Raw genomic sequence first — 18,091 nt, forward strand, 5'->3', positions numbered from 1 at the left:
AGGGCAGATGCGCGGGGTCTGGGGCGTACGGCGGATCGGTGCTATCGTGACATCGGCAACCCGATTGGGAAAGGTGCGGCGATGGCCATAGCGAAGAACACGATCTGTCTCTGGTACGACCGCGACGCCGAGGCGGCGGCGCGGTTCTATGCGGAGACCTTCCCGGACAGCGCCGTGCACGATGTCTTTCACGCCCCGTCGGATTTTCCCTCGGGCCGCGCGGGCGACGTGCTGACCGTGACCTTCACCGTGCTGGGCATTCCCTGCCTCGGGCTGAACGGCGGGCCGGCGTTTCACCAGACCGAGGCGTTTTCCTTCCAGGTCGCGACCGAGGACCAGGCCGAGACCGACAGGTACTGGGACGCCATCGTCGGCAACGGCGGACGCGAAAGCGCCTGCGGCTGGTGCAAGGACCGGTGGGGCCTGTCCTGGCAGATCACGCCACGCACCCTGACCGAGGCTCTGGCGGCGGGCGGCGAAGAGGCGCGCCGCGCCTTCGTCGCGATGATGGAAATGACGAAGATCGACGTCGCCGCGATCGACGCGGCGCGGCGTGGCTGACGTTCCTTGCGGTCCGCTGCGCGGTCCGGGCCGCCCCGGCGACCTGAGGGGACATGCGGCATCTCGCGCGGGACAACGCGAATGGGGTTTCCCTGACCCGCCAACCGTGCGATAGGGACGCGCCAAACGATGCTCCCCGTGGAAAGGTATTCTCATGGAGATTCGCGAGGCTCTCACCTTCGATGACGTCCTGCTGGTTCCCGCCGCCTCCAACGTGCTGCCGAGCACGGCGGACACCCGCACCCAGGTCACCAAGTCCATCGCGCTGAACATCCCGCTGCTCAGCTCGGCCATGGACACGGTCACTGAAAGCCGCATGGCCATCACCATGGCCCAGGCGGGGGGCATGGGGGTCGTTCACCGCAACCTGACGGTCGAGCAACAGGCCCGCGAAGTGCGCCGGGTCAAGCGCTTCGAAAGCGGCATCGTCTATTCGCCCGTGACCCTGCGCCCCGACCAGACGCTGGCCGATGCCAAGGCGTTGATCGAACGCTACAACTTCACCGGCTTCCCGGTCGTGGACGAAAAAGGCCGGGTGGTCGGCATTGTCACCAACCGCGACATGCGCTTTGCCAGCCGCGACGACACGCCTGTGCGGGTGATGATGACCTCGGACAACCTCGCCATTCTGCGCGAACCCGCCGACCGGCAGGAGGCCATCGATCTGATGAAAGCGCGGCGGATCGAAAAGCTGCTGGTTACCGACAAGGACGGCAAGCTCACCGGTCTGCTGACGCTCAAGGACACCGAACAGGCCGTGCTCAACCCCACCGCCTGCAAGGACCGGCTGGGCCGGCTGCGCGTGGCGGCGGCCTCGACCGTGGGCGATGCCGGGTTCGAGCGCAGCCAGGCGCTGATCGACGCCGGCGTCGACATGATCGTGATCGACACCGCGCATGGCCATTCCGAAGGCGTCGGCCTCGCCGTGGAACGCGTCAAGAAACTGTCGAACGAGGTGCAGGTGGTCGCGGGCAACGTCGCCACCGCCGAGGCGACGCGCGCCCTGATCGGAGCCGGGGCGGATGCGGTCAAGGTCGGCATCGGCCCGGGGTCGATCTGCACCACGCGCGTCGTTGCGGGCGTCGGCGTGCCGCAGATGACCGCCATCATGGACTGTGCCGAGGCCGCGGGCGACACGCCCGTGATCGCCGACGGCGGCATCAAGTTCTCGGGCGATTTCGCCAAGGCCATCGCGGCGGGTGCCTCCTGCGCCATGGTGGGCAGCATGATCGCCGGCACCGACGAAAGCCCGGGCGAGGTCATCCTTTACCAGGGCCGCACCTTCAAGGCCTACCGCGGCATGGGCAGCCTTGCGGCGATGGCCCAGGGCTCGGCCGACCGCTATTTCCAGAAGGATGCCGCCAGCGACAAGCTGGTGCCCGAGGGCATCGAGGGGCAGGTGGCCTACAAGGGCACCGCCACCGCCGTGCTGCACCAGCTGGTGGGCGGCCTGCGTGCCGCGATGGGTTACACCGGCAACGCCACGGTCGAAGAGATGCGCCGCAACTGCACCTTCGTGAAGATCACCGGTGCAGGCCTCAAGGAAAGCCATGTGCATGACGTTCAGATCACCCGCGAAAGCCCCAACTATCGCATGGGCTGATCCCATCGCCGGGGTTTTGATATGACCCCCGCAGCCCGCGCGCAGGCGGCGATCGAGGTGTTGGACCGGATCGGACCGGAGATCGCAGCCGAACAGGCGCTGACCAACTGGGCGCGGGGCGCGCGCTATGCCGGCTCCGGCGACCGCGCCGCGGTGCGCGACCTCGTGTTCGACGTGCTGCGCCGCCGCCGGTCCGCCGCCGTGCGCGGCGGGGGCGAGGGCGGCCGGGCGCTGTTGCGCGGGTCTTTGCTGCTGTCCGGCGAGGATCCGGACAGGCTTTTCACCGGCGAGCGTCACGCACCCGCGCCGCTTGACGAGCGGGAACGCGCCGCAGGGTCCGATCCCGGCGCGGAAGACCTCATGGACCTTCCGGACTGGCTGTGTGCGCTCTTCCGCGAGTCGCTGGGTGACGCCGCAGCCGACGTGGCCGAGGCCCTGCGCCACCGCGCGCCGGTGTTCCTGCGCGTCAACACCCTGCGGGCCGATATCGCGACGGCCCAGGCGGCGCTGAACGAGGACGGGATCGCCACGCGTCCGCACCCGCTATCCGCGCAGGCGCTCGAGGTGCTGGAGAACCCGCGCCGGATCAACGGATCGAGGGCTTTCCGCGACGGGCTGGTCGAGTTGCAGGATGCGGCAAGCCAGGCGGTTGTCGATGCATTGCCCCTGCGTCCCGGGCAGCGCGTGCTCGATTACTGTGCCGGCGGCGGCGGCAAGGCGCTGGCCATGGCGGCACGCACCCGCGGGCAGGTGATGGCCCATGACAGCGATCCCGGGCGCATGCGCGATCTGCCCGCCCGCGCGGCACGGGCCGGAGCCGAGATCGTTCCGCTGCCCAACCCGACTGGCCAGTACGACGTGGTGCTCTGCGACGTGCCCTGTTCCGGCAGCGGCGCCTGGCGGCGCGCACCCGAGGGCAAGTGGACCCTGACGCCCGACCGGCTCGACGCCCTGCGCGACGTGCAGGCCGCCATCCTGCGCCGGGCCCAAGGGTACGTGGCTCCGGGCGGCGTTTTGGCCTATGCGACCTGTTCCGTGCTGGAGCCGGAAAATATGAGCCAGATCAGGATCTTCTGTGCCGATTTACCCGAATGGCGGTGCGCCTCCGATCGGCAATTCCTGCCTGCCGACGGCGGTGACGGATTTTTTGTCGCTTGCATGACGCGCCTGCGCTAATCTCCCAATTCCACCAAAGGTAGACACGCGAGAGTTAAGTCGCGCTTAAACCTTGCCCGCTTAAAAAGACACGACGCGAATCACGGTTCTGGTCGGGGGAAGAATTTGTCGGACGCAGTTCTCAACATCGGGTCGATGGCGCGCAGCACGCGCGGACTGGCCCGCCGCACGGCTCTCGTGGTGCTGTTGGGTCTGGTCTGCATCGGGATGGCGGCGGTTGCCCCGTCGCGCGCGGTCCAGCTCGGTCTGATCGCGGGGGGGATGGCCTTCCTGATCATCGCGGCCGGTGTCTGGGTGATCCAGGTCTGGGTCGGCCGCGCGCAAAGGCGCAACTTCCGCGTCATCTCGGCCTTTGTGGAGCGGGACGCCGCCGCCTGCGTGCTCACCGATTCCGACGGCGCCGTGCTCAGCCTCAACGAGGCCGCGCGCAGCCGCTTCGGGCGCACGTCCGGCCCCGGCGCTGAGCAGAGCATCACCGGCCTCCTGCGCCCGCTCTTTGCCAACCCGGCGGCCATTCTATTCCGGCTGCAACAGGGGGCGCAGGACAGCGCCGTCGCGACCGAGGATATCCCCGTCGGCGGCGGTCACCTGCGCATCACCGCCCGCGCCATCGCGCCTGGCTGCCTGATGTGGCGGATCGAATCCTTCGAAGGCGGGGACATTTCGGATGCGGCTGTCGCGGCGCGCCAGATGCCGGTGTTTACGCTGGGTCGGAACGGGGCGGTCCTGTCGATGAACGAGGTGGCGCGCAACCTGATCGGGAAACGCGCCAAACGCATCGACGACGTGCTGGCCGACCCGCCGCTGCGGTCCGGCAAGATCAACGCAGTGCTGACCGGCGACGGGCCGGTGTCCTACCTGGCCAGCGTCATCCCCACCGGGCCGGGACGCGAAGAGCTGGTGCTTCTGCCGGTCCCCGCCGAAAAGACGCCCGCCGCGGATACCACCGATTTCAATTACCTGCCGGTGCCGCTTCTCAAGGTCGCCGCCGACGGAGAGGTCCTGCAGGCCAATGCCGAGGCGCGGTCGATGCTTGACGCCGAAGAGACCGCGGGCGCAAAGCTTTCGGACTATATGGAGGGGCTGGGCCGCTCGATCCGGGACTGGCTTGCCGATGCGGCGGCGGGGCGAGGGCTCAGCCGGTCGGAGTTCCTGCGGCTGACACGCCGCGACCGCGAGGTCTTTGTCCAGGTCACGCTGAACCGCATCGTCGAGAACGGCCAGCCTGCGCTGGTCGCGGTGCTCAACGACGCGACAGAACTCAAGACGCTGGAGGCGCAGTTCGTCCAAAGCCAGAAAATGCAGGCGATCGGCCAGCTCGCGGGTGGCGTGGCGCATGACTTCAACAACCTTCTGACTGCGATTTCAGGACATTGCGACCTGATGTTGCTGCGCCATGACCAGGGTGACCCGGATTATGGGGATCTTGTGCAGATCCACCAGAACGCCAACCGCGCCGCCGCGCTCGTGGGCCAGCTTCTGGCCTTTTCGCGCAAGCAGACGCTGCGCCCGGAGGTGATGGATCTGCGCGACACGCTGTCCGATCTCACCCACCTGTTGAACCGGCTGGTGGGCGAGAAGGTGTCGCTGACCCTGCGGCACGATCCGGTCCTGCCGGCGATCCGTGGCGACAAGCGGCAGCTGGAACAGGTGATGATGAACCTGGTGGTGAATGCCCGCGATGCCATGCCGGACGGCGGCGACATCGTGATCGAGACCGGGCAGCTTCTCCTCAAGGAACCGATGCTGCGCGACCGCGCCAAGGTGGCCCCGGGATCCTACGTCTCGGTCAAGGTGATCGACGCGGGCATCGGCATCCCCAGCGACAAGTTGCAAAAGATCTTCGAGCCGTTCTACACCACCAAGCGCACCGGCGAGGGCACGGGGCTGGGCCTCTCGACGGTCTATGGCATCGTCAAGCAGACGGGCGGGTTCATCTTCGTCGATTCGGAGCCGGGCAAAGGCAGCTGTTTCACCTTGCTGCTGCCCAGCCATGACGCGCGCCTCGTGCCGCACGCCGGGAAGGAACCCAACCTGCCGCGCAAGATGCCCGCCCAGGGACGCGGCGTCGTGCTGCTGGTCGAGGACGAGGCGCCGGTGCGCGCTTTTGCGTCGCGCGCGCTCAAGCTGCGGGGTTTTACCGTGATCGAGGCCGATTGCGCCGAGGCGGCGCTCGACGTGCTTTCGGACAGGGACTTGACGGTGGATGTCTTCGTCACCGATGTGGTCATGCCAGGCATGGATGGCCCGACCTGGGTCCGGCGTGCGCTTCAGGACCGGCCGGACACGCGGGTGGTCTTCGTGTCGGGCTATGCCGAGGATATCTTTGGCAGCGACAAGGAACAGATCCCCAATTCGACCTTCCTGCCGAAGCCGTTTTCGCTCAACGATCTCACCGAAACCGTGCACCAGCAGATCGCCTGACCGATTAGGTCCCGCCAGAGCATTTTGCGTTTACCTTGACACGAGAGTTATCGCTTAACGCGTTGAAATCTTTGATTTCAGGCAGCGTCAGTTGAGGAAGGTTCAACGCGAAACGCCGGAGGGTCCCGTCCCGTGCCGCCGGCGCTGTACGGCGCGCCGGCAGGGGCCTCAAAACGCGTCGCGCCTGCGCTAAGGTCGCGCCCGTTCACCCGTGCTGTCCGGCCCGGTCCCAGAGCGCGAAATCCTCGGCGCACTTGCGCCGCAGCTTCGCCTCGGTGTCCGACGCCAGGTCGAGCGCGGCCCGCGGAGATATGTTCTCGCGTGGCAGGTCCAGCGTCAGCCCGAGCCGATGCTCGAGAAACCCGATCAGCCGGGCCTGATCCTCGTATTGGAACAGGTGGCTCACGGCGGTGCCGTTGGGCCGCGGCTCCACGAATTTGGACTGGCTGCCGACATTGGCGAAGGGCGGGCGATCGCCCTGGCAATAGGCCTGCACGAACGCGTCGAAATCCATGCCCGCGGTCGAGGTCGGCTTGCCGTTGAGAAACGGGCGTTGGCGGTACCGGTACCAGCTGCCAAGCCAGGACACCGGTTCGCGGATCACCGCCAGTACATCCATGTGCTCGACGCCCATTTTCTCGAACATCGGGCGGAAGAACCGATTGTAGCGATAGACCGGCGCGTGTTTCAGCTCGGGCGGATCGAGCACCGTCATCGAGGCATGCGGACCGAGCGCCGCCTCGTAGGCCGATGTGCCGGTCTTCGGCACGGCGAGCATCACCAGACGCTGTTTCCAGAACACCAACATGCCGCCGCCCTCCTTGCTGCCCGTCGCCGTAAACCACTCCTTAACCGAAAAGGTAAAAGGTGAGGAAGTGACGAATTTACTTGAAATGTTCTTCTTTTGTCCGCATGAAGGTGAGAACAAGAGGCGAACGAAAGCAGCAATTGCAGCCAGGCGGCGGGGATGGAAACCCGACCGCGGGTATGGAATAAGGAGTGCAAAATATGGCAGCGGCGGATCTTTTGACCATGGACAGCAAGAAGAGCGGCGACAAGCAGAAGGCGCTCGACAGCGCCCTGGCGCAGATCGAACGGCAGTTCGGCAAGGGCTCGATCATGAAGCTGGGCGGAGACAATCCGCTCAAGGATATCGAATCGACTTCGACCGGATCGCTGGGGCTCGACATCGCGCTGGGAATCGGCGGCTTGCCCAAGGGCCGGATCATCGAGATCTACGGCCCCGAATCCTCGGGCAAGACGACGCTGACGCTGCATTGCGTTGCAGAGGAACAGAAAAAGGGCGGCGTCTGCGCCTTCGTCGATGCCGAACACGCGCTTGATCCGCAATATGCGCGCAAGCTGGGCGTCGACCTGGACGAACTGCTGATCTCGCAGCCCGACAACGGCGAACAGGCGCTCGAGATCACCGACACGCTGGTGCGCTCGGGCGCGGTCAGCGTCGTGGTGGTCGATTCGGTCGCGGCCCTCACGCCGAAATCCGAGCTCGAGGGCGACATGGGCGACAGCAGCGTCGGCGTGCATGCCCGCCTGATGAGCCAGGCGATGCGCAAGCTGACCGGCTCGATCGCGCGCAGCAACTGCATGGTGATCTTCATCAACCAGATCCGGATGAAGATCGGCGTCATGTTCGGCTCGCCCGAGACGACGACGGGCGGCAACGCGCTGAAATTCTACAGCTCCGTGCGGCTCGACATCCGCCGCATCGGTGCGATCAAGGACCGCGACGAGGTCGTGGGCAACGCCACCCGTGTCAAGGTGGTCAAGAACAAGGTGGCGCCGCCGTTCAAGCAGGTCGAGTTCGACATCATGTACGGCGAGGGCATTTCCAAGACCGGCGAGTTGCTGGATCTGGGCGTCAAGGCCGGCGTGGTCGAAAAATCCGGCGCCTGGTATTCCTACGGCGACGAGCGCATCGGCCAGGGCCGGGAGAACGCCAAGACCTTCCTCAAGGAGAACAGCCGCGTCGCGCTGGAAATCGAGGACAAGATCCGGGCGGCGCACGGGCTCGACTTCCACATGGATGAGACCGACAGTTCCGAAGACGATGTGATGGAAGCCTGAGAATCTCGGCCGGCCATCGGCATGGAAGACCAGTATCAGGGCGCTCCTAGGGGAGCGCCCTTTTTCGTGCCGGAGGATGGCGCAGACCGGAAAGACCTTGGGCTTATGGACAGCGGCAGGGTGCGGCGCTACACCTGCGCAAACGCCGCTCCAAGCCCCGAAGGCCCCAAGACATGCAGACGCTGAACGACATCCGCTCGACCTTTCTGAGCTACTTCGAAAAACAGGGCCACGAGGTCGTGCCGTCGAGCCCGCTGGTGCCGCGCAACGACCCGACGCTGCTCTTTGCCAACTCGGGCATGGTTCAGTTCAAAAACCTCTTCACCGGGGTCGAACGGCGCGACTACACCCGCGCCACAACCAGCCAGAAATGCGTGCGCGCCGGCGGCAAGCACAACGATCTGGACAACGTGGGCTACACGGCACGGCACCATACCTTCTTTGAAATGCTTGGGAATTTCAGCTTCGGCGATTATTTCAAGACCGAAGCCATCCCCTTTGCCTATGAGCTGATCACCCGCGACTTCGGCATCGACAAGAACCGGCTTTATGCCACCGTCTATCACACCGACGACGAGGCCTTCGAGATCTGGAAGAAGGTCGGCGTCCCGGAAAGCCGGATCATCCCAATCGCCACCTCGGACAACTTCTGGCAGATGGGGCCGACCGGGCCGTGCGGGCCGTGCACCGAGATCTTTTACGATCACGGCGATCATATCTGGGGCGGCCCTCCGGGTAGCGCCGAGGAAGACGGCGACCGGTTCATCGAGATCTGGAACATCGTCTTCATGCAGAACGAGCAGTTCGAGGACGGCTCGATGCGCGAGCTTGACATGCAGTCGATCGACACCGGCATGGGGCTGGAGCGGATTGGCGCGCTGCTGCAGGGCAAACACGACAATTACGACACCGATCTCATGCGCGCCCTGATCGAGGCCAGCGCCGAGGTGTCGTCGTCGGACCCCGACGGCCCCGGCAAGACCCATCACCGGGTCATCGCGGATCACCTGCGCTCGACCTCCTTCCTGATCGCCGACGGGGTGATGCCGTCCAACGACGGTCGCGGCTACGTGCTGCGCCGGATCATGCGCCGCGCCATGCGGCACGCGCACATGCTGGGCGCGAAGGATCCGATCATGTATCGCCTGGTGCCCGCGCTTGTGCGGCAGATGGGGGCGGCATACCCCGAGCTGGGGCGCGCGCAGCCGCTGATCGAGGACCTGCTGCTGGGCGAAGAGACCAAGTTCAAGCAGACGCTGGACCGCGGACTGAAGCTTCTGGACGATGAACTCACGGGTCTGCCCGAGGATGTGGCGCTGCCGGGCGAAGCGGCGTTCAAGCTCTACGACACCTATGGCTTTCCGCTCGACCTCACCCAGGATGCGCTGCGCGAAAAGGGCCGGACGCTGGATATCGAAGGGTTCGACGCGGCCATGGCCGAGCAGAAGGCCAAGGCGCGCGCGGCGTGGTCCGGCACCGGCGAAAGCGCCGACCTCGCGATCTGGTTCGACCTGTTAGAACAGCACGGCGGCACGGATTTCCTGGGTTACGACACCGAGATCGCCGAAGCGCAGGTGCTGGCGCTGGTCAAGGACGGCGCGTTGGTGTCGCGGCTCGAGGCCGGGGAAAGCGGCTGGGTCGTGCTGAACCAGACGCCGTTCTACGGCGAGGCCGGTGGCCAGGTCGGCGACACCGGCTACCTGCGCCGGCTCGAGAACGAGGAGGACCGCACCCGCGTCACCGACACCCAGAGGATGGGCGGCGGACGGCTTTTCGCGCATCTCGTCGAGGTCGAGCAAGGCGCGCTGAGCAAGGGCGAGGCGGTGGCGGCGGAGGTCGATCACGCCCGCCGCGGCGCCATCCGTGCCAACCATTCGGCGACGCACCTGCTGCACGAGGCGCTGCGGCGGGCGCTCGGCGACCATGTGGCGCAGCGCGGATCGCTCAATGCCGAAGGCCGGCTGCGGTTCGATTTCAGCCATTCCAAGGCGCTGAGTGCCGCGGAGATCGGACAGGTCGAGCGCGAGGTGAACGACTACATTCGCCAGAACAGCGCCGTGTCGACCCGGATCATGAGCCCGGACGATGCCCGCGCCATCGGCGCGCAGGCGCTCTTCGGCGAGAAATACGGCGACGAGGTGCGCGTGGTGTCGATGGGAGCGTTGCCCGGATCCGGCAAAGGCGCGGACGGGACGACCTATTCGCTGGAGCTTTGCGGCGGGACGCATGTGCAGCGCACCGGCGACATCGGCATGTTCGCGGTGACCTCGGAAACCGCGTCCTCGGCCGGCGTGCGGCGGATCGAGGCGCTGACCGGTGCGCCCGCCATGGCGGCGCTGCGGGGCCGGGACCAGGCACTGAGCGAGATCGAGACGATGCTCAAGGTCGGCGGCGCCGAGGCGGTGGCGCGGGTGCAGGCGCTGCTGGAGGAACGCCGCGCGCTGAGCAACGAGCTGGCGCAATTGCGCCGCGACCTGGCGATGTCCGGCGGTTCGGGGCAGGGCGGCGGCGCCGCGGCGCGGGACGTGGGCGGCGTGCCCTTCCTCGCGCAGGTGCTGTCGGGCGTGTCGGGCAAGGACCTGCCGCCGCTGATCGACGACCTGAAGGCCAAGCTGGGGTCGGGCGCGGTTCTGCTGATCGCCGACACCGGGGGCAAGGCGGCGGTCGCGGCGGGCGTCACGCAGGACCTGACGGGACGCGTGTCGGCGGTCGACCTCGTGAAGGCGGCGGTGCCGGAGCTGGGCGGCAAGGGCGGCGGCGGCCGGCCCGACATGGCGCAGGGCGGTGGCGCCAGCGCCGAGAATGCAGAGGCCGCGATCGCCGCGGCGGAGAAAGTTCTGGAAGGATAGACCATGCCCGCACTCTGGATCGCCCATGTGCACGTCACCGATGCCGAGGCCTACGGCCGTTATGCCAAGCTTGCGGGTCCGGCCATCGCCGCGCATGGCGGGTCCTTCATCGCCCGCGGCGGCGCCTTCGCGACGTTAGAAGGCAACACGGCGGCGGATGGCACGGAAAAGGCCCGGCACGTGGTAGCGCGCTTTCCCAGCCTCGAGGCGGCGGAGCAATGCTACCGCTCGCCCGAGTACCAGGAGGCGCTGGACCATGCGCGGGGTGCGTCGGAGCGTGACCTGATCATCGTCGAGACGACCGAGTAAGACGAACGACATGCCGATGGCGTATTGGCTGCCGCTGGTGCTTCTGGCGGCGTCGAACCTGTTCATGACACTGGCTTGGTACGGGCATCTGAAATTCCCCGGCCAGCCGCTTTATCTGGTGATTTTCGTCAGCTGGGGAATCGCGCTGATCGAATATTGCCTGGCAGTTCCGGCCAACCGGCTCGGCCATGGCGTCTACTCGGCGGCAGAGCTCAAGACCTTTCAGGAGATCATCACGCTTGTGGTCTTCGCGGTGTTCTCAGTTGTCTACCTGCGCGAGCCGCTGACGCTGAACCATGCTGTCGGCTTCGGATTCATCGCGCTGGGGGCGTTCTTCATCTTCAAGGGGCCGTTCTGAACGGCGATGCCCCGGACCGTGGTCCGGGGCGCTGGAGCCGTGTCAGCTGGCCCGCGCCATCCGCTTGCGTTCGTGCGGGTCGAGGTAGCGCTTGCGCAGCCGGATCGAATTCGGCGTCACTTCGACCAGTTCATCGTCGTTGATATAGGCGATGGCCTGTTCCAGGGTCAGCGTGATCGGCGTGGTCAGGCGCACCGCCTCGTCCGTGCCGCTGGCGCGCACGTTGGTGAGTTGCTTGCCTTTCAGCGGATTCACCTCGAGGTCGTTGTCGCGGCTGTGCTCGCCGATGATCATGCCGGTGTAGACCGCTTCCTGCGCACCGATGAAAAACTTGCCGCGATCCTCAAGCTTCCAGAGCGCATAGGCCACGGCGGTGCCGTTCTCCATGGAGATCAGCACCCCGGCCCGGCGGCCCGGGATCGCGCCCTTGTGTGGCGCCCAGCTGTGAAAGACGCGGTTCATCACCCCGGTGCCGCGGGTGTCGGTGAGAAACTCGCCGTGATAGCCGATCAGACCGCGCGCGGGCACATGGGCGATGATGCGGGTCTTGCCGGCGCCGGCGGGCTTCATCTCTACCAGCTCGCCCTTGCGCGCGCCGGTGATCTTTTCGATCACCGCGCCGGAATAGTCGTCGTCGACGTCGATGGTGACTTCCTCAACCGGCTCTTCGGGGCCGTTTTCGCCGTCGCGGATGATGACCTGCGGCCGCGAGATGCTGAGCTCGAACCCTTCGCGGCGCATGTTCTCGATCAGCACGCCCATCTGCAGTTCGCCGCGGCCCGACACCTCGAAGGCTTCGCCGCCGGGGGTGTCCTTGATCTTGATCGCAACGTTGCTTTCGGCTTCCTTCATCAGACGTTCTCGGATGACGCGCGACTGCACCTTCTTGCCGTCGCGACCCGCCAGCGGGCTGTCGTTGATGCCGAAGGTCACGGTGATGGTCGGCGGGTCGATGGGCTGCGCTTCGAGCGGTTCCTCGACCGCGAGCGCGCAGATCGTGTCGGCGACGGTGGCTTTGGTCATGCCCGCGAGGCTGACGATGTCGCCTGCCACCGCTTCGGGAATGTCCTGCTGTGCGAGGCCCCGGAAGGCGGTGATCTTGGTCACGCGGAACTGTTCGATCTTCTGGCCGATGCGGCTCAGCGCCTGCACGGTGGCACCGACCTTGATCTTGCCCGATTCCACGCGGCCGGTGAGGATGCGGCCCACGAAGGGATCGTTGCCCAGCGTCGTCGCCAGCATGCGGAAATCCTCGTCCTGGCGCTTGAGCTGTTTCGGCGCGGGAACGTGGTTCAGGATCAGCTTGAAGAGCGCGTCGAGGTTCTTGCGCGGCCCGTCGAGTTCAGCATCGGCCCAGCCGGAGCGGCCCGAGGCATAGAGATGCGGGAAGTCGAGCTGGTCTTCGTCGGCGCCAAGGTTGGCGAAGAGGTCGAAACATTCGTCGAGCGCCCGGTCGGGTTCGGCATCGGGCTTGTCGACCTTGTTGAGCACCACGATGGGCCGCAGCCCCAGCGCCAGCGCCTTGGAGGTCACGAACTTGGTCTGCGGCATCGGGCCTTCGGCGGCATCGACCAGCAGCACGACGCCGTCGACCATGCTCAGGATGCGTTCGACTTCACCGCCGAAATCGGCGTGGCCGGGGGTGTCGACGATGTTGATGCGGTGGCCCTTCCATTCGACCGAGGTGGCCTTGGCCAGGATGGTGATACCGCGCTCGCGCTCGAGGTCGTTGCTGTCCATGGCGCGTTCGGTGGTGGCCTGGTTTTCCCGGTAGGTGCCGGATTGCTTCAGAAGCTCGTCCACCAGCGTCGTCTTGCCGTGGTCCACATGCGCGATGATCGCAACGTTGCGAAGGTCCATGTTCGTCTCACTTTCGGGTGTGCTGCCTGCGCCCTAAAGCGGGACGGTCCGAAAGGCCAGACCCTAATGCGTCGCAGTCTCGGAAAAGAGATTGATGACCACGATCCCGGCGATGATGAGCGCGATGCCGATGACCGCCGGCAGGTCGAGCCTTTGGCCGAAGACCAGAAAGCCCAGGAGCGCGATCAGCACGATTCCGAGCCCTGCCCAGAGCGCATAGGCGATGCCGACCGGAAAGAACTTGAGGCAGACCGCGAGCAGATAAATTGCGAGCCCGTAGCAGACCAGCACCAGCAGCGACGGCAGGGGTTTGGTGAATTGTTGGCTGGCCTGCAGCGCCGTGGTGCCGATGGTCTCGGCGAGGATCGCGAGAGCGAGGAGAAGGTAGGGCATCGGCGTGGCTCCTGAAGGGCGGTGATGCACGTGGTGTAGACCCTGGGCCGGGCGGGGGCCAGCCCCCGTCCGCGCGGGGCGCGCGGACTCCCCCGGAGGTTTAGGGGCAAGATGAAGCCGAGGCAGGGCGTGCCGGGTCGATGCGGGGTCAGGCGGGCAGGTGGATGGGGAAGGCCGCGCGGATGGCGCGGTCGGTCATCGGATCGAAGCGCGCCGTAGAAGGCCTGGCCAGCAGCGCGATCTTGCGCGCGGTGGCGGCAGCGATCAGGTTGGGCTGGCCGCGTTCAGCCCATTCCTTGGGCGAGGACCGGTCCCCGAGGTTGGGATAGACGTAATCGGTCTGCATCAGCGAAAGAGTCTGCTCCGACCCCAGGTAGTGGCCCGGTCCGTCCAAACAGGTGGCGCGAATAACCTCGAGGCTGAGCGCGTCCTCGGTCACCTCTATGCCACGCACGCAGCGCAGCGCCTGGCCGATAAGGTCGTCGCCGAGGATCAGCGATTCGTGGCAGAAGCCCAGCAATGACGCATGCATGCCCGCGGCTTCGTAGACCATGTTGAGACCCGACGCGCCCGCCAGCACGTTGGAGCACATCTGTTCCCATCCGGCCTGCATGTCGGGCAGCTTGGCATCGGCGATGCCGGCCGCGGCGCCGCCGGGCAGGTCGTAGTAGCGATGCATCTGTGCGCAGCCCGCGGTCAGCAGCGCCTGTTCGCCGGACCCGCCGGACATCGCGCCGGTGCGCAGGTCAGAAACGAAAGGCCAGGTGCCGAAGATTGCCGGATGGCCGGGCCTTATGGCGTTGACGTAGACCAGCCCTGCCAGGCATTCCGCCACCGCCTGCACAATCGCCCCGGCGATCGAGGCGGGCGCCGTGGCCCCGGCCTGGCCTGCGGAGAGCAGCAGCACCGGCATGCCGCCCTCGATACAGGCCTCCATCACCTCGCAGCTTTCCAGCGCGAATTTCATCGGCGGGACGACGAAGCAGTTGGAATTGCTGACGAAAGGCCGCGCGCGCCAGGCAGTTTCGGTCCCCGCTATCAGGTGCAGCATCCGCAGGGCATCGCGGGCAAAGGCGGCTTCGCTGAACGACGTGCCCACGTGCTTGGTGGTCCCGGCGCAGCAGGCGTAGAGGGTGTTGAGATCCATCTCGCGGGGGTCGGGAATGTCGCGCGCAACCATGGGCCGCTGCACGAAATGGATGTTGTCGAGACGGTCGGCGATGCGGGTGGCGTCGTAGAGGTCCTGCAGCGTGCTTTCGGCGTAAGTTCCCGTGGCCGCATCGACGAGGTGCACGGCGGCGCCTGCGGTGCCGAAATGCACCCGGGTGCCGGAGAGGTCCAGATCGTGGCGGGGATCGCGGCCGCAGAGCGTCACGTGGCGGTTGGCACGGGCGATGGTGTCCTCGACGAGCGCCGCGGGAAAGCGCAGGCGTCCGTCGTCGCCAAGGATCGCGCCCGCGGCCGTCATGGCCCGGATGCCCGATGCGGGGGCGTTGGCGAGTCCGATCTGTTCCAGAGCGGCGAGGGCGGCATGGTGGATCCGGTCGAGGTCGGCGGCGCTGAGCGGGGCGAAGTGGCCGCCGGTCAGGCCGGGACGGACCGGGCGCAGGTGCTCTGCCAGGGGGGCGGTGCGGGCGGCATGGCGGGCGGCGCGGCCACCGGAGCGGCGGGAAACGGGGGCATTCATGGCGGGAATCCGGAACAGGAGGAAAGATCAGTGTGGTCAGGCCCGACGCCGGGCCGGTCGTCCCCGTGCCGCGCGGCCGCGCCGCGCCCCGATGGTGCGGGTGATCCGGTCGACCGTGTCGCGTCTCTGCACCGGCGTACCCTCCACCGTGCGTTTGCCCGAGCATGCCGGCGTCCGAGCGGTTTTTCTGGATCAAAAACGACCCAAGGTCGCTTTTGGCGCATGGGGCGCCGGTGACCGGGATCGGTTTCCGGTTTCGCCGCCGGGTTGCCGGCGTCGGGAGGCGCCGCCGAGGCTCAAGGAAAGTAGGGAGAATCCGAGCTTTCCGAGTGGCATTAAGCCAATGTCAGGACTTCGCAGGTTATCTGTCTCGGGTAACGTTGGGGCCGCTCCGGGGGCACCGCCAACCTAGCGAAAGGAAATGCCGTGAAACACTTCCTCTACGCCGCAGCCGTCGCGCTGATGGCCGCGCCCGCCGCTCAGGCCATTGACGCCCAGACCGCCATGCAATCCTACCTCGATGCGCATTTCAGGGAATGGAGCGGCGATGCCACCATTCTCGCGGCTGTCACCGCGCAGAACGCGCGCACCGCAGAGCTGACGGCGGCCGAGATCGACCAGCTCGACAAGGCCTGGCGCGCCGAGGTCGGCACCGCGGACACGCCGACGATCACGCCGGTCCTGGAAAATCCCGCTGCCGATCTCCTGCGCGAAAAGGTCGCCGCTTCGGGCGGCGCAATCACCGAAATCTTCGTGATGGATGCGCAGGGCCTGAATGTCGCGGCGTCGAGTGTGACCTCGGACTACTGGCAGGGCGACGAAGCCAAGCATCAGGATACCTTTGGCAAGGGCGCCAGGGCCGTCCATTTCAGCGACATCGAATTCGACGAATCGAGCCAGATGTACCAGGCCCAGATCTCCATCAGCCTGAGCGATCCGGACACCGGCGCGGTGATCGGCGCGATGACCATCGGCGTCGACGCCGACAGCCTGATGTGATCCGTTAAACGAGGAAATTCCATGAGCTTTTCAGCGCTTTCGGGCCGGCTGCGGCGGATGGCCGGATCGGTCTTTGTCAAATGCGCGGCCATCATGGCGCTGACTACGATGCTGGTGGCGGTGGTGCTGGTCTTTCTGTTGTCGTCGATGACCGACAGGATCGCCGTGCAGGCGGTCCGGTCCAGCGTCGAAACCGCGGTCCTGTCCAAGGCCAAGGACGTGGCCAAGCCGCTACGCTTCGGCGTGGTCGACCAAGTGGAAGCGGCTCTGGTGCAGGCGGTGGAAAGCCTCGGAGCCGCGGGCCGGGCCGCGATCGTTGTCGATGCCGACGGCTCGGTCGTCGCCCAGAGCAGCGAGTTGGCCGATAAGGAACAGCAGCGGCTGGCGGCGCACGGGATGCGTGTCCTTGAAGAGGGCGGCGCGGCCGAAGCGGGTTCGGACACGGTTTTTGCGGCGCCGGTCGTGGTCGAGGCGGGCGCGCAGCCGATCGGCGTTGTCGTGATGCAGTGGTCTTCGCAAGCGACGCTCGCGCAGGTCAATGCCGAACAGTCCCGCGCCATGCTTTACGGCGCCGGCATCTTCCTGGTGATGATGATGATCACCATCGCACTGCTGCAGCGCATCATGGGGCGCCCTCTGGCGCGCCTTGGGGCCACGATCACCGGCATCGTGGAGGGTGACTACGACCCCGATGCACCGATGCAGGGCCGCGGTGATGAATTCGGCGCGATCTCCCGGAATCTGCAGAACATGATCGAGGCCCTGCGCGCCGCGCGCCGGGCGGAGGAAGAGAGGGCCGCCGATGCAGAGGCTCAGCGCGTTGTTGTCGACCATCTGAGCGGCGGTCTGCAGGCCATGGCCGAGGGGCGATTGTCCCACCGGATCGAAACCGCCTTTTCGCCGCGCTACGAACAGCTGCGGGTCAACTATAACCAGGCCATCGCAAGCCTTGCAGATGCGCTGACCGACGTCACCGCGAGCGCGCAGAACATCAACCGCGGTGCCGGCGAGATCGGGCGCGCGTCGGAAGATCTTTCGCACCGCACCGAAACGCAGGCGGCGACGCTCGAACAGACCGCCGCGGCGTTGGATCAACTGGTGGCGAGCGTGAAATCCGCCGCCAGCAGCGCGACGGAGGTCGACGGCATCGTCAAGGATGCCAGCGCCCTGGTCGATCAGAACGCCGCGATCATGCAGAACGCCGTCGCGGCCATGGCCGGGATCGAGAAATCCTCGGACCAGATCGGCGATATCATCAGCGTCATCGACGACATCGCGTTCCAGACCAACCTCCTGGCTTTGAATGCCGGAGTCGAGGCGGCGCGTGCGGGAACCGCAGGAAAGGGCTTTGCCGTGGTGGCCTCCGAGGTAAGGGCCTTGGCCCAGCGCTCGTCGGATGCGGCGCAACAGATCAAGGCCTTGATCAGTGGGTCGACCCAGCAGGTCAAGACCGGCGCACAGCTGGTCGAACAGGCGGGATCGGCGCTCAACGAGGTGGTGGAACGGGTCCAGCACATCTCGGGTCTGGTCGGCACCATCGCGCATGGCGCAACGGAACAGTCGCAAGGATTGCACGAGATCAACCTCGGCGTCACGAACCTGGACCAGGTCACACAGCAGAACGCCGCGATGGTCGAGCAATCCACGGCGGCCGCCCAGATGCTTGGCAGCGACGCCGATACGCTCATCCAGCTTGTGGGACGTTTCACGCTCGAAACCGGTCCCTTGCAAACCCTGCAGATGCTCAACCCGCGCGCGGCCTGACACGACAGCAAACGGGCCACCCT

Annotated in this window: 14 protein-coding genes; 10 read left to right on the forward strand and 4 right to left on the reverse strand. The window is 66.4% G+C overall.

The features are described 5' to 3' along the window. The first annotated feature begins 81 nt into the window (after positions 1 to 81). From DU478_RS07795 to DU478_RS07810, 4 genes are all read left to right on the forward strand, one after another. Positions 82 to 561 (forward strand): VOC family protein, encoded by a 480-nt coding sequence (locus DU478_RS07795; protein WP_114510388.1) that lies wholly within the window; start codon positions 82 to 84, stop codon positions 559 to 561. Between the two features lie 154 nt (positions 562 to 715). After that, complete coding sequence (gene guaB, locus DU478_RS07800) at positions 716 to 2,164, forward strand: IMP dehydrogenase (RefSeq protein ID WP_114510389.1); 1,449 nt, start codon at positions 716 to 718, stop codon at positions 2,162 to 2,164. 21 nt (positions 2,165 to 2,185) lie between these two features. Continuing rightward, the gene (locus tag DU478_RS07805; RefSeq protein ID WP_114510390.1) at positions 2,186 to 3,340 is read left to right on the forward strand and encodes an RsmB/NOP family class I SAM-dependent RNA methyltransferase; all 1,155 of its coding nucleotides are present in this window, start codon (positions 2,186 to 2,188) and stop codon (positions 3,338 to 3,340) included. A 135-nt stretch (positions 3,341 to 3,475) separates the two neighbouring features. Beyond that, the gene (locus DU478_RS07810; protein ID WP_114510391.1) at positions 3,476 to 5,764 is read left to right on the forward strand and encodes an ATP-binding protein; all 2,289 of its coding nucleotides are present in this window, start codon (positions 3,476 to 3,478) and stop codon (positions 5,762 to 5,764) included. Between the two features lie 205 nt (positions 5,765 to 5,969). Here the strand turns inward: DU478_RS07810 and DU478_RS07815 are convergent, their stop codons facing one another. Then, positions 5,970 to 6,572 carry a gamma-glutamyl kinase gene (locus tag DU478_RS07815; RefSeq protein ID WP_114510392.1) on the reverse strand — a complete coding sequence of 201 codons (603 nt, stop codon included), beginning with the start codon at positions 6,570 to 6,572 and terminating at the stop codon, positions 5,970 to 5,972. Between the two features lie 200 nt (positions 6,573 to 6,772). On the opposite strand from DU478_RS07815, the gene recA reads away from it, so the two are divergent. The 4 genes from recA to DU478_RS07835 all read left to right on the forward strand — a co-directional run bounded on the left by recA (position 6,773) and on the right by DU478_RS07835 (position 11,365). Continuing rightward, positions 6,773 to 7,849, forward strand: a complete 1,077-nt coding sequence (gene recA / locus DU478_RS07820) for a recombinase RecA (RefSeq protein WP_114510393.1) — start codon at positions 6,773 to 6,775, stop codon at positions 7,847 to 7,849. 173 nt (positions 7,850 to 8,022) lie between these two features. After that, the gene (gene alaS / locus DU478_RS07825; RefSeq protein WP_114510394.1) at positions 8,023 to 10,698 is read left to right on the forward strand and encodes an alanine--tRNA ligase; all 2,676 of its coding nucleotides are present in this window, start codon (positions 8,023 to 8,025) and stop codon (positions 10,696 to 10,698) included. A 3-nt stretch (positions 10,699 to 10,701) separates the two neighbouring features. Next, the gene (locus tag DU478_RS07830) at positions 10,702 to 11,007 is read left to right on the forward strand and encodes a DUF1330 domain-containing protein (RefSeq protein ID WP_114510395.1); all 306 of its coding nucleotides are present in this window, start codon (positions 10,702 to 10,704) and stop codon (positions 11,005 to 11,007) included. A gap of 16 nt (positions 11,008 to 11,023) precedes the next feature. Beyond that, positions 11,024 to 11,365, forward strand: a complete 342-nt coding sequence (locus tag DU478_RS07835) for a DMT family protein (RefSeq protein WP_114510396.1) — start codon at positions 11,024 to 11,026, stop codon at positions 11,363 to 11,365. Positions 11,366 to 11,407: 42 nt separating this feature from the next. Here DU478_RS07835 and typA read toward each other — a convergent pair whose 3' ends face one another. The 3 genes from typA to DU478_RS07850 all read right to left on the reverse strand — a co-directional run bounded on the left by typA (position 11,408) and on the right by DU478_RS07850 (position 15,305). After that, positions 11,408 to 13,225, reverse strand: a complete 1,818-nt coding sequence (typA, locus tag DU478_RS07840) for a translational GTPase TypA (protein ID WP_114510397.1) — start codon at positions 13,223 to 13,225, stop codon at positions 11,408 to 11,410. Positions 13,226 to 13,288: 63 nt separating this feature from the next. After that, complete coding sequence (locus DU478_RS07845) at positions 13,289 to 13,618, reverse strand: SMR family transporter (protein ID WP_114510398.1); 330 nt, start codon at positions 13,616 to 13,618, stop codon at positions 13,289 to 13,291. Positions 13,619 to 13,766: 148 nt separating this feature from the next. Further along, complete coding sequence (locus DU478_RS07850) at positions 13,767 to 15,305, reverse strand: trimethylamine methyltransferase family protein (protein ID WP_114510399.1); 1,539 nt, start codon at positions 15,303 to 15,305, stop codon at positions 13,767 to 13,769. 426 nt (positions 15,306 to 15,731) lie between these two features. On the opposite strand from DU478_RS07850, the gene DU478_RS07855 reads away from it, so the two are divergent. Together DU478_RS07855 and DU478_RS07860 are read left to right on the forward strand one after the other, a co-directional pair. After that, on the forward strand, positions 15,732 to 16,304 hold the full coding sequence (locus DU478_RS07855; RefSeq protein ID WP_407703152.1) for a hypothetical protein: 573 nt from the start codon (positions 15,732 to 15,734) through the stop codon (positions 16,302 to 16,304). 21 nt (positions 16,305 to 16,325) lie between these two features. After that, entirely contained in the window at positions 16,326 to 18,068 is a 1,743-nt protein-coding gene (locus DU478_RS07860) for a methyl-accepting chemotaxis protein (protein WP_114510400.1), read from the forward strand. The last annotated feature ends 23 nt before the right edge of the window (positions 18,069 to 18,091 follow it).

Origin of the sequence: Thalassococcus profundi, assembly GCF_003344785.1 — a bacterium.
GTDB lineage: Bacteria > Pseudomonadota > Alphaproteobacteria > Rhodobacterales > Rhodobacteraceae > Puniceibacterium > Puniceibacterium profundi.